The following is an 18,708-nucleotide window of genomic DNA, read 5'->3' as shown; positions in this document are numbered from 1 at the left end:
ATGTGAACAGATGCTCGACCTCCACCGCCTCCGCCTGCTGCGCGAGGTGCACGGGCGCGGCACGGTCCACGCGGCGGCCCGGGCGCTCGGCTACTCCCCCAGCGCGGTCTCCCAGCAGCTCGCCGTCCTCGAGCGCGAGGCGGGCACCGCCCTCCTCGAGCGGACCGGGCGCAACGTCCGGCTCACCGACGCCGGACAGGTGCTGGTCCGGCACGCGATCGCACTGCTCGAGGGCGTCGAGGCGGCCGAGGCCGACCTCGCCACGGCCGCCGCCGGGCGCGCGGCGGGCGCCGTCCGGGTCTCGGCCTTCCAGACCGCGGCGCTCAGCATCGTCGCGCCCGCGGTCCGCGCGCTCGCCGCCAGCGATCCCGACATCCGGGTCGAGGTGGTCGAGGCCGAGGTCGAGCAGGCGGTCCCGGCGCTGCGCCTGCACCAGTACGACGTCGCCATCGGGGACGAGTACGACGACCTGCCGCGCCCCGTCCACGCCGACCTGCGCCGCGAGCGGCTGCTGCGCGAGGGCCTGCGCGTCGTCCTCCCGCCCGACCACCCGGAGGCCGGCGCCGCCGAGGTCCCCCTGAGCCGGCTCGCCGGCCTCGCCTGGGCCGGCTGCCAGCCGGGGACGGGGCACCGGTCGATGCAGCTGCGCGCCTGCCGCCAGTACGGCGGCTTCGAGCCCGACGTCCGCTACAGCTCCGACGACTTCCTGATCCAGCTCGCGATGGTGCGCACCGCGGGCGCCGGGGCGCTGCTGCCGGAGCTGGTCCTCGCCCACGGCGGCGCCGGGCTCGCCGTCCGTCGTCCGGCGGAGGCGCCGCTGGGCCGGGAGGTCTACCTGGTCACCCGGCAGGTCCGCACGCCGGCCGTCGAGGCGGTCGCGGCCGCGCTGCACGCCGTCGCCGCGGGGCTCTCTAAGGTGGAGTCATGATCCCTTCGGTCGAGATCGACGGCGTCCCCGACCCGCTGCCACCGGACCTGGTCGTGCTCGACGTCCGCGAGGACGACGAGTGGGCCGCCGGCCACATCGACGGCGCGGTCCACATCCCCCTGATGGAGCTCCCGGCGCGGCTCGGTGAGTTCGTCGAGCTCGAGGCGCCGCAGACGCTGGTCGTGTGCAAGGCCGGCGGGCGCTCGGCGCGCGCCGTGGCCTACCTCGCCCAGCAGGGGTACGACGTCGTGAACCTCGTCGACGGGATGATGGGCTGGGAGCGGGCCGGGCGGGCGATGGTCGCCGACTCCGGTCAGCCGCCCCAGGTCATCTGAGCGCGCCCGCAACCCGCGCACCTCGAGCCCGCAACCCGCGCACCTCGACCCCGCAACCGGCGCACTTCGCGCAGAACGCCCAGCACGCACGACCGGCGCCGCCCTTGTGGGCGGCGCCGGTCGCTTGTTCTGACGTTCTGGTGATCAGGAGGTGGGGATCTCCGTGGGGAGGTTCGAGAGCAGGCTCTCGAGCTCGGCCGGGTCGGTCGGGAGGTCCGACGGGAAGCCGGACGGCAGGCCGTCGGTCGGGAGACCGTCGGTGGGCAGGCCGTCGGTGGGCAGACCGTCGGTCGGCACCTCGGTCGGCACGTCCGGGGTCGGGACGCTGTCCGCGTCGGAGCAGGTCTCGGACTCGTACTTGGTGTACGCCTCGACCTTCTTCTTGTCGTCCTTGGAGATCTTGTCCTCGAACGGGTCGGAGTCGCCGTTGGACTCGAAGGCCTTCTTGACGTCGTCGCCGTCGATGTCCTTGATCGCGTCGAGCTGGATCTCGAAGCCCTCACGCGCGTCGTCGGAGATGTCCTTCGGCGTGCCGACCTCCTCGACCTTCTCGGCCTGCTCCTTGAACAGGTCGACGATCTTGTCGTAGTCCTTGTCCTCGAGGGCCTTGGCGAACGCCTCGTTGTTGGTGTCGCCGCGGACGGCGTCGCAGTAGTCCTTGACGGACGCGTCGCTCGGCGAGTCGCCGCCGCAGGCGGTCAGCGAGAGGGCCAGCAGGACCGCGGCGCCGGCGGTGGCCAGCGGGCGCTTGGGGAGAAGCATGATGTGTTTCCTTCCGGTGGAGCTCAGGGTCTGGGGGGTGGCCGTGCCGGGGAGGGTCAGCTGCCGGAGAGGGCGTCCGCGCACGTCGTGCCGACGTACTTGGTGAACTTCTCGATGTTGTCCTCGTCGTCCTTCGAGACGCCGGGCACCGAGCTGGAGCCGTCCTTGTCGCCGAAGGCCTTCTTGGCGTCCTTGTAGTCCAGGCCGGAGATCGCGTCGACCATGGCCTCGAAGCCCTTGCGCTCGTCGTCGCCGATGCCCTTGGGCGTGCCGACCTCACCGAGGTCCTCGTAGGACTTCTGGATCTTCTTCCACTCGTCCTCGTTGGGCTCGTCGCCCTTGACGGAGGTCGTCGTGGAGACGATGTCCTTGAAGCTGCCGCAGAAGTCGTCCTTCGACGCGTCGGTCGGGGAGCTGCCACCGCAGGCGGTGAGCGTCAGGCCCATCAGGACGGCGGCGCCGGCAGCGGCCAGCGGGCGCTTGATGGAGGTCATGTCGGTTCCTTTCCTAGGGGTGCGGCACCCACACGTGCCGCCAACAGGGCGCTTCCGAGCCGGCGACCCGGGGGTCACCCTGCCCTGTCGCTCTCAGACTATTCACAGTGAAGGCGAACTGCTGGTAGCCGGACCGTGACGCGGACGGGTGCCCGGCGTCGCTCAGGACGGCCAGCAGGCTGCCGGGGGGACCTCGACCAGGCGGGCCAGGCGGGCGGCGTACTCGGCCCGGGTGATCTCGCGCACACCGAGTCCGGAGAGGTGCCGGGTGGCCCACTGGACGTCGATCAGGCGGCGTCCCGCGGCACCGTCGGCGTCGCCGGAGAGGCTCTCGACCAGGCCGACGAGCGCGACCTTGGAGGCGTCGGTGACGTGGTGGAACATCGACTCGCCCGCGAACAGACCGCCCACGGCGACGCCGTACAGGCCACCGACGAGACGCCCGTCCTGCCACGTCTCGACCGAGTGCGCCCAGCCCAGACGGTGCAGATCGCCGTACGCGCGGGCGATCCGGCGGTCGATCCACCCGTGCGGACGGCGCGGGTCGGCGCAGGCGGCGACGACCTCGTCGAACGCGGTGTCGATCCGGATCTCGAAGCGCCGCACCGAGCGCCGCAGGGAGCGCGAGACGCGCAGCTCGTCGAGGGGCAGCACGCCGCGGTAGGCCGGGCACCACCAGCCGATCGAGCGGCCTTCGGGCATCGGGAAGAGCCCGGCGCGGTAGGCCGCCAGGAGGGTCCCGGGGGCGAGGTCGGCGCCGATCGCGACGAGGTCGCTGGCGTCGTGCGTGCCGTCGTCGGGCTGGTCCAGACCGCCGGGCTCGTCATCGGGCTCGTCGGGCTCGTCGTCGGGGTCCGGGCCGACGACGGGCAGCGCGGCGAGCTCCGCACGGCTCGGGAAGGCCCAGGGTGACGCAGGCGGCTCGACGGGCATGGACCGAATCCTAGGATTGAGCCATGGCACCGCGTCTCAAGCCGTCCGGACTCACGAAGGGCCTCGCCGTCGAGGCCGCCCGTCAGCTCGCGCCGCGCGCGGTCCAGCTGGCGCCGGGGCTGACGCAGTCGTTCGTGCGCGAGGCGCTGCACCGCGCCATCCAGGGGGTCGGGCCGCTGCCCCCGGCAGCCGCGGCGGCCGACGAGCAGCTGCGCGAGCAGCGCGGCAACGTCGACAAGGCGATCCGCGAGGTGATCGAGAACCACGTCGCGTACGCCGGCGTCGAGGGCCTGGCGACCAACCTCGGCGGCCTGATCACCGCGACGGTCGTGGCGCCGGCGAGCATCGCCGGCCTGGCGCTGATCCAGTGCCGGATGGTCGCCGGGATCGCCCACCTGCGCGGACACGACCTCGACGACCCGCGGGTGCGCAACGCGATCCTGGTCTGCATCCTCGGCGAGGACGTCGTCACCAAGATGGTCAAGCGGCACCAGGTCCCGGCGCCGCCGATGGCGATCGCGACCGCGCCGCACCACGACCCGACGCTCGACCGCACGGTGTCGGCGGTCCTCGCGGGCGAGCTGGTCGGCCGGGTCGTCGGCAAGCGGATGGTGACGACCATCGGCAAGCGGGTGCCGCTCGTCGGCGGCGCGGTCGGCGGGGTCGCCGACGCGTGGAGCACCTGGCGGGTGGGGCGCTACGCCGGGCGCGAGTTCCTGCCGCGCGCCGCGCGGTAGGCGCCGAGCGCCTTGCGGCCGGGCGGGCTGGCCTCGAGCCGCTCGACGGTCCACTCCATCGAGCGGAGCAGGCGCGGGGTGCGGGCCCGGACCAGGTCGCGGCGAGCCTCGTCGAGCTTGGCGCGGAGCCGCTCGTTCTCGGTCTCGGTCTTGGCGTTCTCGAGCAGCAGCGCCCGGATCGCGTCGACGGCGGCCGCGGCCACCTGACGCTCCGGCGGGGCGTCCGGGTCGACCCACTTGCGGGTGGGCGCGGGGGCGCCGCGCAGGTCCTCGAGGTCGCCGACGACGTCGTACCCGCGCTCGGTGAGCTCGGTGATCCAGCTGTCGGTGAGCGCGTGCACCCAGGGGAACTGGTCGGGCGGCAGGCCCAGGCGCGCGGACTTGGTGCGCTTCGAGAGCGTCTGGTGGGCGAGCAGCTCGCGCACGAGCGGGCGGTAGTGCTGGGGCGGCAGGTCGCGAGCGGCGACGCGATTGATCCGCCGCAGCAGCGCCGACTCGGGGACGCCGAGGCTCGGGTTGGCGCGCTCGGTGGTGAGCTCGAGGTCGAGCCGGTCGAGGTCGAAGGCCTCGCTGAACCGGCGCCAGAGCAGGTCGGGCGGCCCACCGGCGGGCGGCACGGTGACCAGGTGCACGCGCTCGGGCGGCAGGTCGGCACCCCAGCGGGCGAGGATGTCGGGGATCTCCTGGACGCCCCAGAACCACGCGCCCACGCGGTGCCCGCGGTCGGGGTCCTGGATGAGCTCGAGGAAGCGGCCGAAGCCGAAGCCCGCGCGGTGCTTGACGTTCTCCTGCCACTCGGCGGGGATCTGCCGGACCAGGTCGCGCACCGAGACGATCAGGTGCACCTCGGTGCCGCCGTCGCTGGTGTCGCCGCCAGGACGGTGCCCGAGCGAGGCGAGCGCGCGGGCCACCTGGGTGCGCGAGGCCGTCGCGAGGATCTCGTGGCTGATGATCGACGTGCCGTCGTGCTCGCGGACCTGGGCGGCGAGCCGGTCCCAGGAGCCGACGGCCTCACCCTCGAGCCCGCCCCAGCGCAGCCGCATCAGGTCGAGCGCGGCGAGGAAGTGGGCGTCGAAGCGGTCGGCCGGGTAGCTCACGCCCTGCTTGAGGAGGCGCGGCCGGTTCTGGAACAGCACGTCCTGGAGGTACGACGTGCCGGTCTTCGGCGTACCGACGTGCAGCAGGACCCGCCGACTCACCCTTCCTCCTGCACCGGCGCCGTCACGGGGGTCAGGAGCAGTCCCAGCGCCAGGGAGAGCACCTCGGCATCGACCGGGAGGACGCCGTCGGTCCCGAGGGGACGCGGCAGCAGCTGGTCGAGGTCGCCGAGCACAGGGTAGCCAGCCGCGGCGATCTCGTGGCGCGTTCGCTCGGCCTCCGAGCTCAGCCAACCGGCCCAGCGCGGCGTCACGGTCGGCGCGGGACCGCCCTGGCCGGCCAGCCGGACGCCGAGGGTGTCGAGGAGCAGACCGGGACGGGCGTCGTTGGCGACGAGCAGGCCGAGCGGCTCGCCGACGCGGCGGACGAGGTCGACGGCGTGGGCGCCGAGGTGGGGCGGTCCGGCGATGGCGCGCACGCCGAGCTCGTCGGCGAGCAGCGCGGGGTCGAGGACGACGCGGACGTTGCCGGCGCCGTACTTGTGGGCGGCGGAGCGGGCCATCCGGGCCAGGTCGGCGCGCGGAGGCAGGTGCCCGGCACCGGCGAACGAGCGCAGGAAGTGGCGCCAGGTGACGCCGCCCTGGTCGAAGGAGCGCGCGGTCCAGGCCTGGGCGAGGACGGTGCCGAGGTCGTCGGCGAGCAGGTACGCCGTGGGCCGGCGCCCGCCCGGACGGTGCCCGTGCGCGACCAGCTCGGCGCGGACGGCGTCGGCCCGCCACTGCATGCCGACGATCACGAACGAGCGCACCCACGGGCGGCGGACCGCCCGGGCCCGCTCGATCAGGGACCGCTCCGGCGCGGGCTCGCCGGCCGTCGCGGCGACGTCGTCGGCGATGAGCGCCGAGGCGACCCGCAGCAGCTCGTCGTCGGGGAGGGTGTCGGGGTCGACCGGGCGCGGGCCGAAGCGCTCGTCGTCGACGCCGGCGATGGGCAGGTCGCTGCGGCCGCGTCCGGAGACGCCGGCCGCGAGGATCCGCGCCGCGGTCGCGGCCGGGACCGTGCGGCCGGCGGCTGCGGCGTGGACGTTGAGCCGGCGCAGCAGCGCGAGCTGCTGGGCGCCGGGAAGTCGTTCGGCGAAGGGCTCGCCGACGCCGTCCTCGGCCCAGGCCTGCCACGGGGTCGTCGAGCCGCCGCGCAGCGCGGCCGCCCACCCCCAGGCCCTCCCCCGTCCGCTCATGCGGTCAACCGTAAGGGGGCGGGGCGAACGACCCTCAGCCGGGCGTGCCGCCGAGCGCCCGCACCACTGCGGAGGGGCTGGGCCGCCCGAGCTGTCCGGCCATCCAGACACTGGTGCCGACGACGGCGTCGAGGTCCACGCCGTGCTCGATGCCGAGCCCGGTGAGGAACCAGACGAGGTCCTCGGTGGCGAGGTTGCCGGTCGCGCTCTTGGCGTAGGGGCAGCCGCCGAGGCCGCCGGCGGAGGCGTCGAAGGTGGTGATCCCCGCCTGCAGGCCGGCGTGGACGTTGGTCAGCGCCTGGCCGTAGGTGTCGTGGAAGTGCAGCGCGAGCCGCTCGCAGCCCACGCCCGCGTCGGCGAACGCGGCGACGAGGGACCTCACGTGGCCGGCGGTGGCGACGCCGATGGTGTCGCCGAGGCTGAGCTGGCCGACGCCGAGGTCGAGCAGCCGCTTGCCGACGGCGACGACCTGCTCGACGGGCACGGCGCCCTCCCACGGGTCGCCGAAGCACATGGAGACGTAGCCGCGCACGTCCATCCCGGCCGCCAGCGCGGCCGCGATGGTCGGCTCGAACATCTCGAACTGCGACTCCAGCGTGCGGTTGAGGTTCTTGCTCGCGAAGGTCTCGGTCGCCGAGGCGAACACGGCGACGTGGCGCAGGCCCAGCTCGACGGCGCGGTCGAGGCCGCGCTGGTTGGGCACCAGGACGGGCAGCTGGCGGGCGGCGTCGCCGAGCTCGGCGGTGAGGCCGGTCATCAGCTCGGCGGCGTCGGCGAGCTGCGGCACCCACTTCGGGTGCACGAAGCTCGTCGCCTCGACGATCGGCAGGCCCGCACCGAGGAGACGGCGGACGAACTCCGCCTTGACCTCGGTCGGGACCGACGTCTTCTCGTTCTGCAGGCCGTCGCGGGCGCCGACCTCGTAGATCGTGACCTCGGTGGGCAGCCCCGGCTCGGGGACCACCATCGGCAGCGCGCTCATTCCGCGGCCTCCTCGACGACGAACAGCACGGCGCCGAGCGCGACCTGCTGGCCGGTGCCGGCGGTGACGCTGGTGACCACACCCGCGTAGGGGGCCTTGAGCGCGAGCTCCATCTTCATCGCCTCGACGACGCCGAGCACGTCGCCCTCGGCGACCTGCTGGCCCTCGGTGACGCGGACGTCAAGCACCGTGCCGGGCATCGGCGCAACGACGGTGCCGTCGCCGGCGGCCGCGCCGTGGTCGGTGCTCGCGTCGGGGCGGACGAAGACGTGGCGCTGGCCCTGGAGGACCAGCTCGACCTCGTGGGCGCTCACCCGGGCGACGACGCCGTCGGGGACGCGCGCGGCCGGCGTGGCCTGCTCGTCGAGCTCGACGGTCGGGACCGCCGCGGGCCCACCCATCCGGAAGCCGTCGCCGGCGAACGGGCCGTGGGTCGCGGTGTTGGCGTCGAGCCACAGGCGCGCGGCGATCGCCCGGGCGGGCGCCGGATCGGGCGGGGTCAGCTCGGTGCGGTCGAGCCACGCGGTGTCGATGCCGCCGGGCTCGGCGAACTCCGGGCCGGCGGCGAGCGCACGCAGGAAGCCGGTGTTGGTGGTCAGCCCGAGGATCGCGGTGTCGTCGAGCGCCGCGACGAGCGCCCGGCGCGCGGCCGTGCGGTCGCGGCCCGACACGATCACCTTGCCGAGCATCGGGTCGTAGGAGGTGCTCACGACCTGACCCGACTCGAGCGCGTGGTCGACCCGGGCCGACGCCGGCCAGTGCACGACGCTCGCCGTGCCGGCCTGCGGCAGGAAGCCGCCGAACGCGTCCTCGGCGTAGATGCGCGCCTCGATCGCGTGGTCGTAGAAGCGCAGCCCCGACTGGTCGAACGGCAGCGGCTCGCCCGCGGCGACCGCCAACTGGGCCTGCACCAGGTCGATTCCTGCATGCAGCTCGGAGACCGGGTGCTCGACCTGGAGGCGGGTGTTCATCTCGAGGAAGTAGAAGTCGCCGGTGCTCGCGTCGAGCAGGTACTCGATGGTGCCGGCGTTCTCGTAGCCCACCGACGCCGACAGCGCGACCGCGGAGTCGTGGATCCGGGCCCGCAGGTCGTCGTCGAGCGCCGGGGCGGGCGCCTCCTCGATGACCTTCTGGTGGCGGCGCTGGACCGAGCACTCGCGGGTGCCGAGGTGGACGACGTTGCCGTGGCTGTCGCCCAGCACCTGCACCTCGATGTGGCGGCCGCGCTCGACGTACTTCTCGATGAGGATGGTGTCGTCGCCGAACGCGCTCGCCGCCTCGCGCTTGGCCGCGGCGATCGCGCCCTCGAGGTCGGCGGCCGCGCGGACCACGCGCATGCCCTTGCCGCCGCCACCGGCCGCGGCCTTGACCAGCACGGGGTAGCGGAACCCGGCCGGGTCGTCGTCGAGCGCGTACGACGGGACGACCGGGACGCCCGCCGCGACGGCGAGGTCGCGGGCGGCGTCCTTGCGGCCCATCTGCTCGATCACCTTGGGCGTGGGGCCGACCCAGGCCAGGCCGGCGTCGGTGACGGCCGCGGCGAAGCCGGCGTTCTCGGAGAGGAAGCCGTAGCCGGGGTGGATCGCGTCGGCGCCGGCCTCCTTGGCGGCGGCGAGCACGGCGTCGGCGTCGAGGTAGCTCGGGACCCGGACGGCGACGTCGGCGTCGCGCACGTGGAGCGCGTCGGCGTCGAGGTCGGTGTGGATCGCGACCGTGCGGATGCCGAGGTCGCGGCAGGTGCGGAAGACGCGGCGGGCGATCTCGCCGCGGTTGGCCATGAGGAGCGTGGTGATCATCGGGTGACTCACATCCGGAAGATGCCGTAGGAGGGGTCGGGCGTGGGCACCGGCGCGACGACGTCGAGCGCCATGCCGAGCACCCGGCGGGTGTCGGCGGGGTCGATCACGCCGTCGTCCCAGAGCCGCGCGCTCGCGTAGTAGGGCGAGCCCTGGCGCTCGTACTGCTCCTTGATCGGGGCCTTGAACTCCTCGTCGTCCTCGCGGCCGGCGACGGTGGCGAGGACGCCGGCCGCCTGGTCGCCGCCCATCACGGAGATCCGGGCGTTGGGCCACATCCAGAGGAAGCGCGGGTCGTAGGCGCGCCCGCACATGCCGTAGTTGCCGGCGCCGAAGGAGCCGCCGATGACGACGGTCAGCTTGGGGACGACGGAGCAGGCGACCGCGGTGACGAGCTTGGCGCCGTCGCGGGCGATGCCGCGGTTCTCGTACTCGCGGCCGACCATGAAGCCGGAGATGTTCTGCAGGAACAGCAGCGGGATGCCGCGCTGGTTGCACAGCTCGACGAAGTGGGCGCCCTTGAGCGCCGACTCGCTGAACAGGATGCCGTTGTTGGCGACGATGCCGACCCGGTGGCCGTGGATGCGGGCGAAGCCGCAGACGAGCGTCTCGCCGTAGAGCTGCTTGAACTCCTGGAACCGGCTGCCGTCGACGAGGCGGCGGACCACCTCGCGGACGTCGTACGGCGTGCGGGTGCTGGTGGGCACCACGTCGTAGAGCGACTCGGGCGGCTCGAGCGGGTCCTCGACCGGCGCCAGGTCGGTGGCGCGCGGCTGGTCGGGCAGCGTGGCGACGATGCCGCGCAGGATGCGCAGCGCGTGCGCGTCGTCGTCGGCCAGGTGGTCGACGACGCCGCTCTTGCGGGCGTGGACGTCGCCGCCGCCGAGGTCCTCGGCACTGACGACCTCACCGGTCGCGGCCTTCACCAGCGGCGGGCCGCCGAGGAAGATGGTGCCCTGGTTCTTGACGATGACGGTCTCGTCGGACATCGCCGGCACGTAGGCACCGCCGGCGGTGCACGAGCCCATCACCGCGGCGAGCTGCGGGATGCCGCGCGACGACATGTTGGCCTGGTTGAAGAAGATCCGGCCGAAGTGCTCCTTGTCGGGGAACACCTCGTCCTGCATCGGCAGGAAGGCGCCGCCGGAGTCGACGAGGTAGACGCAGGGGAGCCGGTTCTCGGCGGCGACGGTCTGCGCGCGCAGGTGCTTCTTGACCGTCATCGGGTAGTAGGTGCCGCCCTTGACCGTCGCGTCGTTGGCGACGACGAGGGTGTTGCGGCCCTCGACCCGGCCGATGCCGGCGACGACGCCGGCGGCGGGGACGGCGTGGTCGTCGCCGTCCCCCTTGCCGTACATGCCGTAGGCCGCGAGCGGCGCCAGCTCGAGGAAGGGGCTGCCCGGGTCGAGCAGGCCGTCGACCCGGTCGCGGACCAGCAGCTTGCCGCGGTCGGTGTGCTTGGTGCGCGCCGCCTCGCTGCCGCCCTGGCGCACGCGCGCCAGGCGGTCGCGGAGGTCAGCGGCGAGGTCCCGGAGGGTGGGCTCGGCGTTGTCGGACACGCACCCCAGGTTAACGATCGTTAACCTGGGGTGCAAGAGCCGCGCGGCGGTGAGGTGTCAGCGCAGGCGCATCAGCGCCCCGGGGCCGAACAGCGGGCCCACGACGTAGACATGATCGCTCACGTCGACGCCACCGGGAAGCATCAGCTTTCCGGGGACGAGCTCACGGACCCGCGGGTGCTGTCCGGGCCGGCGGACCAGGAACAGCCCGCCCTCCTGCGCGCCCGGCAGTCCCAGCTCGAAGCCGAGCCAGCTCTTCTTGGACAGCTCCAGCGCGTAGATCCCCTTCGGGCCGGCGGCCAGGTCGGTGATCGAGGTGAAGCCGTCGGCGTACCGCTTGCAGGCGCCCTTGCGCGGGTGCAGCGGGTCGCAGGTGGCGTTGCGGGTGCCGGGCTTGATCCGCCAGATCTGCGAGGTGCCCGGGGTGGCCGGGAAGCCGCGCAGCTCGCCGACGTACCAGTAGCCGTCGGCACCGACCGTCACCGAGGTCGCGACGGGCTCGGACAGGATCGGCGTCCCCGCGGGCGGCAGCGGGCCCCCCTCCTCAGGCGGGACGTCGGGCAGTCCGGCCGGCACGCGCACCAGGCGGGGCATGAGCCGGGCGACGGTCTTGATCCTGCCGGTGCGCGGCCAGACCCGCAGCAGGTCGTTGCCGGCCGCGTCGGAGACCAGCACGGTGCCGTCGCGCAGGGCGACCAGACCGAACGGGTTGCTGTCGGCCGGGAAGCCCTCCTGGTCCCACGGGTCGGGGTCGTGCGCCTGGTAGGCGCTGATGTCGGCCACCGGCCTCGGCGCCTTCCAGCCCGGGCGCCACTTGAAGAGCGTCGTGCCCGGCGCCGGCGTCGGCGCCGCGGCCGAGCGCGCCAGCAGGCGCGGTGCGGTGCGGTCGGACGGCGGCGGTCCGGAGGCCCCCGTCAGCAGGTAGATGGTGCCGTGCGGCCCGCGGGAGATCGCGGGCGGGAAGTCGGTGGGCAGGTTGCCGAGCCGGATCACCCGGGCCGGCTTGTGCCGGCGCTCGACGACCAGGCTGAAGTCACCGTTCGTCTCGGTGACCAGGGTGCGGCCGTGGCCGAGGGCGTCGATGCCCCGGGGACCGTTCAGGGGCGCGATGGTGCGCAGGGTGTGATGGCCGTGCGTGTCGCCCGCGAGTGCCGGGGTCGTGGCAGCCGCCAGTGCGACGGCGACCACCCCGATCCCGAGCCGTGCGGTGATCTTCCACATGTCGTCTCCTCTGGGTGGGCGGTGCATTCCTCCCCGTCCTAACAGCGCCCGCTGGCCGGGTCATGACCAAACTGGGCGATACTCGGGCGCATGCGCCGCCCCCACGCAGCCCTCGGAGCAGTCCTCACGCTCCTGCTCTCCGTGACCCTCACCGCCTGCGGCAGTGACGGCAGCGAGCCGGGCGCGGCGCCCCCGACCACCTCCCCCACGACCACCGCGAGCGGTCAGAGCGAGGCCGAGGCCCTCGACGCCGCCGCCGCGCAGTCCGGCTTCGCGATGGGTGCCGACGTGGCGTCCTTCTGCACCGCCATGCAGGATGCCGACGACGCCGTGGACGGCGCCCGGCCCGGCAACGCCGGCGACTGGAAGCGCGTCGTCGCCGCCCTCGACCGCATCTACGAGGTCGGCGTCCCCGAGGACTTCCCCGCCGCCGCGCTCACCGAGCTCGACGTCCTCGACCGGCTCGTGCGCGCCAGCTCGTCCATCGACGACCTCGGCGCGGGCGTGAAGAAGGAGCAGGCCGGCACCGGGGCCATCGACGCGTACCTCACCGAGGCCTGCACGGCCTGATCCGCGGACGCTCCCGCGCGGTGCCCTAACCTTCGGGGGTGACCGAGACCAGCAGGCGGGAGCAGATCCTCGCCACCGCGGCCGAGATGTTCGCCGCCCGCGGCTTCCACGGCGTCTCCGTCGCCGACCTCGGTGCCGCGTGCGGCATCTCCGGACCGGCCCTCTACAAGCACTTCTCCTCCAAGCAGGCGATGCTCGCCGAGATGCTCACCTCGATCAGCGAGCGGCTGCTCTCGGTCGGCCAGGAGCGGGTCGCGGCCGGCGCCGGCGACCCGGCCGCCGCGCTGCGCGGGCTCGTCGACTGGCACGTGGAGTTCGCGCTCTCGCACCGGCCGCTGATCGTCGTCCAGGACCGGGACTGGGAGTCCCTGCCCGCCGACGCCCGCGAGCAGGTGCGCCGGCTGCAGCGCTCCTACATCACCCTCTGGGCCGACCAGCTCCGCGCCCTGCGCCCCGGCCTCGACCGGGCCAGCGCCCACGCGGCCGCGCAGGCGGCGTTCGGGCTGCTCAACTCCACGCCCCGGGCCGGCCACGCCATCCCGGACGGCGCGCTGCGCGACCTGCTCGCCTCGATGGCGCTCGCCGCGCTCGACGTCCCCGCGGCCTGAGCCGGGCCCACCGCGCCCTCCCGCGCGGCAGGCCCGACCCGGACCCGGGTGCGGGGGCGCGCGGCGTACGGGGAGGTACGGGCGCGGCCCCCGCCGGAGTGGTCCGGACCGGATTCTTGGGGACACCGTCCGGACCTGCGGCAGCCGGTGGTCGAGCGCAGGAGAGCTCGGCTCGAGCCGCGGCCACCCTCCGCCAGGAAGGACACCGCGGCGCCCATTTCCTTACGGTCCCGGTGGCGGCCCCGCCGGTCTCAGAAGCCGGGCTCGGTCCGCTCCAGGAGCGGAGCGAGGTCGAGCCCGGCCGGCATCGTCCCGAACGCGCTGCCCCAGTCGCGCGCCAGCCGGGTCGCGCAGAAGGCGTCGGCGACGGCGGTGGGCGCGTGGCGCAGCAGCAGCCCGGCCTGGAAGACGACGGCGATCTGCTCGACCAGGCGGCGGGCGCGCAGCTCGATGTCGTCGAACTGGGTGAGCTCCTTCTTGAGCGACGACACGGCGTCGTCGTAGCGGGCGTCGGCGCCGAGCGCGAGCTCGGCCTCGCCGAAGAACGCGTCGAGCGACTCGGGCTCGCGGCCGATGGCGCGCAGCGCGTCGAGGGCGGCGACATTGCCGGAGCCCTCCCAGATCGAGAGCAGCGGCAGCTCGCGGTAGATGCGCGCGAGGTCGAAGTCCTCGATGTAGCCGTTGCCGCCGAGGCACTCGAGGGCCTCGTTGGCGAGGACCGGCCCGCGCTTGCACACGTAGTACTTGGTGGCGGCGAGCGCGAGGCGGCGCAGGGCGGCCTCGCCGGTGTCGCCGTGGATGGCGCGGTCGTTGGCGCCGGCCAGGCGCATCATGGCGGTGGTCGCGGCCTCGGACTCGACGGCGAGGTCGGCGAGCACGTTGCGCATCAGCGGCTGGTCGATGAGCAGCTTGCCGAAGGCGGCGCGGTGGCGGGCGTGGTGGGCGGCCTGGACGAGCGCGCTGCGCATGCCGGCGGCGCTGCCGATGACGCAGTCGAGGCGGGTCATGTTGACCATCTCGACGATGGTCTTGACGCCCTTGCCCTCGTCGCCCACGAGCCAGCCGACGGCGTTGTCGTACTCGATCTCGGACGAGGCGTTGGACTTGTTGCCGAGCTTGTCCTTGAGCCGCAGGAAGCGGATCGGGTTGGCCTCGCCGCCGGGCAGCACCCGCGGCAGCAGGAAGCAGGAGAGGCCGCCGGGCGCCTGGGCGAGGGTGAGGAACATGTCGGACATCGGCGCCGACGTGAACCACTTGTGGCCGACGATCCGGTAGGTGCCGGGCTCGCCGGCGACCGGCGTCGCGGTCGTGGTGTTGGCGCGGACGTCGGAGCCGCCCTGCTTCTCGGTCATCGACATGCCGGCGATGAGACCGCGCTTGGTCGCGGGGTCGCGCAGGCCGAAGTCGTACTCGCGGTTGGTGAGCAGGGGCTCGAAGCGGGCGGCGAGCTCGGGGTTGGCGCGCAGCGCCGGGACGACGGCGTAGGTCATCGAGATCGGGCAGCCGTGGCCGGCGTCGACGTTCCAGGCGTAGAACTTCGCGGCCCGCGCGACATGGGCGCCGGGCCGGTCGTCGGCCCACGGGGCGGCGTGGATGCCGTGACCGACGGCCGTCTCCATCAGCCGGTGGTACGCCGGCGTGTACTCGACCTCGTCGACCCGCCGGCCGTACCTGTCGTGGGTGTGCAGCCGCGGCGGCACCCGCTCGGCGAGCCGGCCCAGCTCGATCGCCTCCGGCGTGCCGGCCAGGCGGCCGACCTCGTGGATCTCGTCGAGGGCCCAGCCGGCGCCCTCGCGCTCGATGCCCTCGAGCAGGGCCGGGTCGGCGGCGGTGTCGTGGCCGACCAGCGGGGGGACCTGGTTGAAGACCTCGTGCGTCGTCATGGAGCGATATTACGATTTGCTCCACAACCGTGTCTAGATGTGTAGCATGGTCGCCCGTGGAGGACCTGGCCCCGCTCTCGGCCCGCTCGGTGATGCTGAGCCTGCTGCTCGGCTCGCACCCGGACCGGATGTCGGCCGCCGAGCTGGTCCGCGCGGGCGAGCACTTCGGCATCCCCGCGGCGACCGCGCGGGTCGCGCTGACCCGGGCGGTCGCCGCGGGCGACCTGGAGCGCGACGCCGGCGACTACGTGCTCGGCGCACGGCTGGCCGCCCGCCAGCGCCGGCAGGACGAGGCGGTGCTCGACGCCGAGACCGGGTGGGACGGCGGCTGGGAGATGGCGGTCGTCGTGGTCGCCGGACGCACCGGCGCCGAGCGCGCGGCGCTGCGGGACCGGCTCGCGTCGTACCGGCTGGCCGAGCTGCGCGAGGGCGTGTGGACCCGGCCCGCGAACCTGCGCCGCGCCCGGGAGTACGCCGACGACGAGGTGCTGAGCACCTTCCGGGTCACCCCCGACGAGGACCCGGTCGCGCTCGCCGCGCGGCTGTGGGACCTCGGGGCGTGGGCCGCGGAGGGTCGCGCCCTGCTGGCCCGGCTGGCCGCCACCCCGGAGCCCGCCGCGCGGCTCGCGGTGGCCGCCCACGTCGTCCGGCACCTGGCGGCGGACCCGCTGCTGCCGGCCGCGCTGCTGCCGGCCGGCTGGCCCGCCGGTGAGATGCGGACCGCCTATGCGGGCTACCAGGACGAGCTGCGCTCGCTCTCGGTCGGCGTGCGCTGACGAGGCGTGAGCAGCTCCCAGACGGGTCCGAAGACGAGCCAGAGGCCGACGAGCGTCCAGGGCGGGCGGATCCAGGAGATCAGGGCGGGGTCCTGGCTGTCGTCGGCGACGAGCACGACCAGGCCGAGCATCACGACCGAGGCGATCGCGGCGGCGAGGACGACGCGGAACCACTCGCGCCACAGCGCGGCCAGCCGCTCGGGGCCGTGCTTGGGCAGCTTGACCGGGGCCGGCCCGCCGGCGAAGCGGTGGGCGAACCGGACGTCGGCCCAGCGCACGATCGCAGGACCGAAGGCGAGCGAGAAGCCGAGGTAGAGCCCGGCGATGCCGTGCGTCGTCCCGGCCTCGGCGCCGCGGTGCAGGTCGAGCGCGACCGCGCCGACCAGCAGCGCGTCGAGGACCGGGATGAGCGCGAGCGTGACCGTGCTCGCCCGGCGCCGGCGGAAGACGTAGCGCAAGGCCAGGCCGAGCCCGAGCAGCACCCAGAGCCCGATCTCGGAGGCGGCGATGAAGGCGGCGACGAACACCCGATTGACGTTAGCACAGTCGTGCTAATATCGCCCTCGTGCCCCGGACGATCGACCACGAGGCGCGGCGCGCCCGGATCGGCGAGGCCGTGTGGCGCCTCGTCCTGCGCGAAGGGGTCGGCGCGGTGTCGTTGCGCACGGTCGCTGCCGAGGCCGGTCTGGTGCTCGGCTCGCTGCGGCACAGCTTCCCGACCAAGGCCGAGCTCCTCGCCTTCGCGATGGGCCTGGCCCACGAGCGCGCGGCCGCCCGGGTCGCCCGGCACGATGCCGAGCCCGACCCGCGCCGCCGGGTCGACGGCGCCCTCCACGAGCTGCTCCCCCTCGACGACGAGCGCACCGTCGAGATGCGCGTCCACCTGGCGCTGATGGCCGAGGGCCCGCGCCACGCCGAGCTGACCGCGCTCTCGGACGCCGCCCACGACGCGATCGCCGGGCTGTGCCGGCGCTGCCTCCACGAGCTGCGCGAGGCCGGACTCGTCGCCGGGCGCCGCGATCTCGCGCGCGAGGCGGTCGCCCTGCACGCGCTGGTCGACGGGCTGGCCCTGCACGCCATGCAGGACGCCGCGCGCCGCCCGGCCGCCGTCCGGGCGCTCGCCGACCACCTCGACGCGCTCGCGACCGAACCCCCGCGCCGACCCTGAACCACCGATGGTGTTGTCTACCGGGGTGCACGGCGACCATGCCTCCTGGTTCCTCAGCTCGGTCGAGCGGGGCAACCGGCACACCGTGCTCGACGCCGGCAAGCCCGGCGCCACCGCCTGGTCGCTCGGCAACCGGGCGACGCCGCTGGTGCACGGGGCGACGTACTTCGCCGAGCTGGCCGCCTGCCTGGCCCGGACCGGGCCGGGCGACCTGGTCCTCTTCACCGACTGGCAGGGCAACGGCGACGAGCGCCTGACCGGTGCCGCGGGCAGCGAGCTGGTCGCGGTGCTCGGCGCGGCGATCCGGCGCGGCGCCGACGTCCGGGCGCTCATCTGGCGCTCGCACACCGGCCTGTTCGGCTACAGCGCGGAGGACCACCTCGAGCTCGCCGACCAGCTCCAGGAGCTCGGCGCCGACGTCCAGCTCGACATGCGCGTGCGGCCTGCCGGCGCCCACCACCAGAAGTTCGTCGTGATCCGGCACCGCGACGACCCGGCCCGCGACGTCGCCTTCGTCGGCGGCATCGACCTGTGCCACGGCCGCCGCGACGACGGCACGCACCACGGCGACCCCCAGGCCATCGACATCGCCGCCGAGTACGGCGCCACGCCGCCCTGGCACGACGCCCAGGTCGCCCTCCACGGGCCCACGGTCGCCGACGTCGAGACCGTCTTCCGCGAGCGCTGGGAGGACACCAGTCCCACCACCCGCAACCCGGTCCGCCGGCTCCGCGACGCCCGGGCCGGCCACGACTCGTCCAACCGGCCGCTGCCGGCGCAGGCACCGCCGCCCCCGCCGGCGGGCACCCACGCCGTCCAGCTGCTGCGCACCTACCCGCGGCTCGGCATCGGCTGGGCCTACGACTTCGCGCCTGCCGGCGAGCGGTCGGTGGCGCGCGGCTACACCAAGGCGCTCGACCAGGTGCAGTCCCTGGTCTACCTCGAGGACCAGTTCCTGTGGGGCGACCAGATGAGCCGGGTGCTGGCCGACGCCCTCGAGCGGGCCCCCGACCTCCACGTCGTCGCCGTGCTCCCGATGCACCCGGACCAGGAGGGTGCGCTGAACCGCGACCCGCAGCTGCTGGGCCGGCAGCGGGCCATCCGGCGGCTGCGCGCGGTGGCCCCGGACCGGATCGCCTTCCTCGCCCTGGAGAGCCCCGCCGGGACGCCGGTCTACGTCCACGCCAAGGTCTGCGTGCTCGACGACGACTGGGCCACCATCGGCTCGGACAACTTCTGCCGGCGCTCGTGGACGTGCGACTCCGAGCTGACCGTGGCGGTGCGCGACGACGCCGACCTCCCCGCGGGGACCGGGTACGCCGCGCGGCTGCGCGCGACCCTCGTCGCCGAGCACCTCGATCGCTCGCCCGACGTCGAGGCCGGACCGCTCGACGGGCGCGCGCTGTTCACCACGCTCACCGAGGCCGCCGACGCGCTCGACGCCTGGCACGCCGGCGGTCGGCGTGGCCCGCGTCCACCCGGCCGGCTGCGCCGGCTGCCCGAGCCGGTGGTGCCGCGCTGGCGGCGTCCCCTGGCGGGCCTGCTGTACCGCTTCGTGCACGACCCCGACGGGCGCCCCTGGCGGGTCCGCCTGCGCGGCCCCTTCTGGTGACCGCCGGCG

Annotated in this window: 19 protein-coding genes; 8 read left to right on the top strand and 11 right to left on the bottom strand. The window is 74.4% G+C overall.

Features of this window, described 5'->3' with window-relative positions; translation table 11 throughout:
• The first annotated feature begins 10 nt into the window (after positions 1-10).
• Together BM223_RS00270 and BM223_RS00265 are read left to right on the top strand one after the other, a co-directional pair.
• Complete coding sequence (locus tag BM223_RS00270; protein WP_038682512.1) at positions 11-928, top strand: LysR family transcriptional regulator; 918 nt, start codon at positions 11-13, stop codon at positions 926-928.
• On the top strand, positions 925-1,263 hold the full coding sequence (locus BM223_RS00265) for a rhodanese-like domain-containing protein (protein ID WP_038682514.1): 339 nt from the start codon (positions 925-927) through the stop codon (positions 1,261-1,263). The genes BM223_RS00270 and BM223_RS00265 overlap by 4 nt, the downstream gene beginning before the upstream one ends.
• A 144-nt stretch (positions 1,264-1,407) precedes the next feature.
• Here BM223_RS00265 and BM223_RS00260 read toward each other — a convergent pair whose 3' ends face one another.
• From BM223_RS00260 to aat, 3 genes are all read right to left on the bottom strand, one after another.
• Complete coding sequence (locus tag BM223_RS00260; RefSeq protein ID WP_038682516.1) at positions 1,408-2,025, bottom strand: hypothetical protein; 618 nt, start codon at positions 2,023-2,025, stop codon at positions 1,408-1,410.
• A gap of 56 nt (positions 2,026-2,081) precedes the next feature.
• The gene (locus tag BM223_RS00255) at positions 2,082-2,519 is read right to left on the bottom strand and encodes a hypothetical protein (RefSeq protein ID WP_038682518.1); all 438 of its coding nucleotides are present in this window, start codon (positions 2,517-2,519) and stop codon (positions 2,082-2,084) included.
• A 162-nt stretch (positions 2,520-2,681) separates the two neighbouring features.
• Positions 2,682-3,452 carry a leucyl/phenylalanyl-tRNA--protein transferase gene (aat, locus tag BM223_RS00250; protein ID WP_075018427.1) on the bottom strand — a complete coding sequence of 257 codons (771 nt, stop codon included), beginning with the start codon at positions 3,450-3,452 and terminating at the stop codon, positions 2,682-2,684.
• A 23-nt stretch (positions 3,453-3,475) separates the two neighbouring features.
• On the opposite strand from aat, the gene BM223_RS00245 reads away from it, so the two are divergent.
• Positions 3,476-4,189: an EcsC family protein gene (locus tag BM223_RS00245; protein WP_038682520.1), complete on the top strand. Its 714-nt coding sequence runs from the start codon at positions 3,476-3,478 to the stop codon at positions 4,187-4,189.
• Here the strand turns inward: BM223_RS00245 and BM223_RS00240 are convergent.
• Genes BM223_RS00240 through BM223_RS00215 form a run of 6 tightly spaced genes read right to left on the bottom strand, consistent with a single transcriptional unit; the run spans position 4,150 to position 12,082 of the window.
• Positions 4,150-5,388, bottom strand: coding sequence for a hypothetical protein (locus BM223_RS00240; protein WP_038682522.1), 1,239 nt, complete (start codon positions 5,386-5,388; stop codon positions 4,150-4,152). The genes BM223_RS00245 and BM223_RS00240 overlap by 40 nt on opposite strands.
• Positions 5,385-6,524, bottom strand: coding sequence for a hypothetical protein (locus BM223_RS00235; protein WP_038682524.1), 1,140 nt, complete (start codon positions 6,522-6,524; stop codon positions 5,385-5,387). Before BM223_RS00235 ends, BM223_RS00240 begins: the two co-directional genes overlap by 4 nt.
• 34 nt (positions 6,525-6,558) lie before the next feature.
• Positions 6,559-7,506: a hydroxymethylglutaryl-CoA lyase gene (locus BM223_RS00230; protein ID WP_038682526.1), complete on the bottom strand. Its 948-nt coding sequence runs from the start codon at positions 7,504-7,506 to the stop codon at positions 6,559-6,561.
• Positions 7,503-9,302: an ATP-binding protein gene (locus tag BM223_RS00225; protein ID WP_038682528.1), complete on the bottom strand. Its 1,800-nt coding sequence runs from the start codon at positions 9,300-9,302 to the stop codon at positions 7,503-7,505. The genes BM223_RS00230 and BM223_RS00225 overlap by 4 nt, the downstream gene beginning before the upstream one ends.
• A gap of 8 nt (positions 9,303-9,310) precedes the next feature.
• The gene (locus tag BM223_RS00220) at positions 9,311-10,861 is read right to left on the bottom strand and encodes an acyl-CoA carboxylase subunit beta (RefSeq protein ID WP_235319075.1); all 1,551 of its coding nucleotides are present in this window, start codon (positions 10,859-10,861) and stop codon (positions 9,311-9,313) included.
• A 57-nt stretch (positions 10,862-10,918) separates the two neighbouring features.
• Positions 10,919-12,082, bottom strand: coding sequence for a ScyD/ScyE family protein (locus tag BM223_RS00215; protein WP_052139135.1), 1,164 nt, complete (start codon positions 12,080-12,082; stop codon positions 10,919-10,921).
• 90 nt (positions 12,083-12,172) lie between these two features.
• On the opposite strand from BM223_RS00215, the gene BM223_RS00210 reads away from it, so the two are divergent.
• Complete coding sequence (locus BM223_RS00210; RefSeq protein ID WP_052139136.1) at positions 12,173-12,652, top strand: hypothetical protein; 480 nt, start codon at positions 12,173-12,175, stop codon at positions 12,650-12,652.
• 38 nt (positions 12,653-12,690) lie between these two features.
• A complete protein-coding gene (locus BM223_RS00205) occupies positions 12,691-13,260 on the top strand; it encodes a TetR/AcrR family transcriptional regulator (RefSeq protein WP_038682530.1) in 570 nt (189 codons plus the stop codon).
• Positions 13,261-13,511: 251 nt separating this feature from the next.
• Here BM223_RS00205 and BM223_RS00200 read toward each other — a convergent pair whose 3' ends face one another.
• Positions 13,512-15,143, bottom strand: a complete 1,632-nt coding sequence (locus BM223_RS00200) for an acyl-CoA dehydrogenase family protein (protein ID WP_038682532.1) — start codon at positions 15,141-15,143, stop codon at positions 13,512-13,514.
• Positions 15,144-15,199: 56 nt separating this feature from the next.
• On the opposite strand from BM223_RS00200, the gene BM223_RS00195 reads away from it, so the two are divergent.
• On the top strand, positions 15,200-15,919 hold the full coding sequence (locus BM223_RS00195; protein WP_038682534.1) for a PaaX family transcriptional regulator C-terminal domain-containing protein: 720 nt from the start codon (positions 15,200-15,202) through the stop codon (positions 15,917-15,919).
• Here BM223_RS00195 and BM223_RS00190 read toward each other — a convergent pair.
• Entirely contained in the window at positions 15,877-16,446 is a 570-nt protein-coding gene (locus tag BM223_RS00190; RefSeq protein ID WP_052139138.1) for a hypothetical protein, read from the bottom strand. The genes BM223_RS00195 and BM223_RS00190 overlap by 43 nt on opposite strands.
• A gap of 38 nt (positions 16,447-16,484) precedes the next feature.
• Between BM223_RS00190 and BM223_RS00185 the strand changes: the two genes are divergently transcribed.
• Both BM223_RS00185 and BM223_RS00180 read left to right on the top strand, forming a co-directional pair.
• The gene (locus tag BM223_RS00185; RefSeq protein WP_038682536.1) at positions 16,485-17,087 is read left to right on the top strand and encodes a TetR/AcrR family transcriptional regulator; all 603 of its coding nucleotides are present in this window, start codon (positions 16,485-16,487) and stop codon (positions 17,085-17,087) included.
• A gap of 25 nt (positions 17,088-17,112) precedes the next feature.
• Complete coding sequence (locus tag BM223_RS00180; RefSeq protein WP_235319076.1) at positions 17,113-18,699, top strand: phospholipase D family protein; 1,587 nt, start codon at positions 17,113-17,115, stop codon at positions 18,697-18,699.
• Positions 18,700-18,708 lie beyond the last annotated feature (9 nt).

The organism is Pimelobacter simplex (genome assembly GCF_900114845.1).
Classification (GTDB): domain Bacteria; phylum Actinomycetota; class Actinomycetes; order Propionibacteriales; family Nocardioidaceae; genus Nocardioides; species Nocardioides simplex.
The sequence above is the reverse complement of the archived record's forward strand: the minus strand, read 5'-3'. Positions and strand labels throughout refer to the sequence as shown.

Excerpts from the sequence above, each read along its gene's own strand:
- BM223_RS00270 (WP_038682512.1), top strand. The coding sequence starts at position 11 with ATGCTCGACCTCCACCGCCTCCGCCTGCTGCGCGAGGTGCACGGGCGC.
- BM223_RS00265 (WP_038682514.1), top strand. The coding sequence starts at position 925 with ATGATCCCTTCGGTCGAGATCGACGGCGTCCCCGACCCGCTGCCACCG.
- BM223_RS00260 (WP_038682516.1), bottom strand. The coding sequence starts at position 2,025 with ATGCTTCTCCCCAAGCGCCCGCTGGCCACCGCCGGCGCCGCGGTCCTG.
- BM223_RS00255 (WP_038682518.1), bottom strand. The coding sequence starts at position 2,519 with ATGACCTCCATCAAGCGCCCGCTGGCCGCTGCCGGCGCCGCCGTCCTG.
- aat (WP_075018427.1), bottom strand. The coding sequence starts at position 3,452 with ATGCCCGTCGAGCCGCCTGCGTCACCCTGGGCCTTCCCGAGCCGTGCG.
- BM223_RS00245 (WP_038682520.1), top strand. The coding sequence starts at position 3,476 with ATGGCACCGCGTCTCAAGCCGTCCGGACTCACGAAGGGCCTCGCCGTC.
- BM223_RS00235 (WP_038682524.1), bottom strand. The coding sequence starts at position 6,524 with ATGAGCGGACGGGGGAGGGCCTGGGGGTGGGCGGCCGCGCTGCGCGGC.
- BM223_RS00230 (WP_038682526.1), bottom strand. The coding sequence starts at position 7,506 with ATGAGCGCGCTGCCGATGGTGGTCCCCGAGCCGGGGCTGCCCACCGAG.
- BM223_RS00225 (WP_038682528.1), bottom strand. The coding sequence starts at position 9,302 with ATGATCACCACGCTCCTCATGGCCAACCGCGGCGAGATCGCCCGCCGC.
- BM223_RS00215 (WP_052139135.1), bottom strand. The coding sequence starts at position 12,082 with ATGTGGAAGATCACCGCACGGCTCGGGATCGGGGTGGTCGCCGTCGCA.
- BM223_RS00210 (WP_052139136.1), top strand. The coding sequence starts at position 12,173 with ATGCGCCGCCCCCACGCAGCCCTCGGAGCAGTCCTCACGCTCCTGCTC.
- BM223_RS00200 (WP_038682532.1), bottom strand. The coding sequence starts at position 15,143 with ATGACGACGCACGAGGTCTTCAACCAGGTCCCCCCGCTGGTCGGCCAC.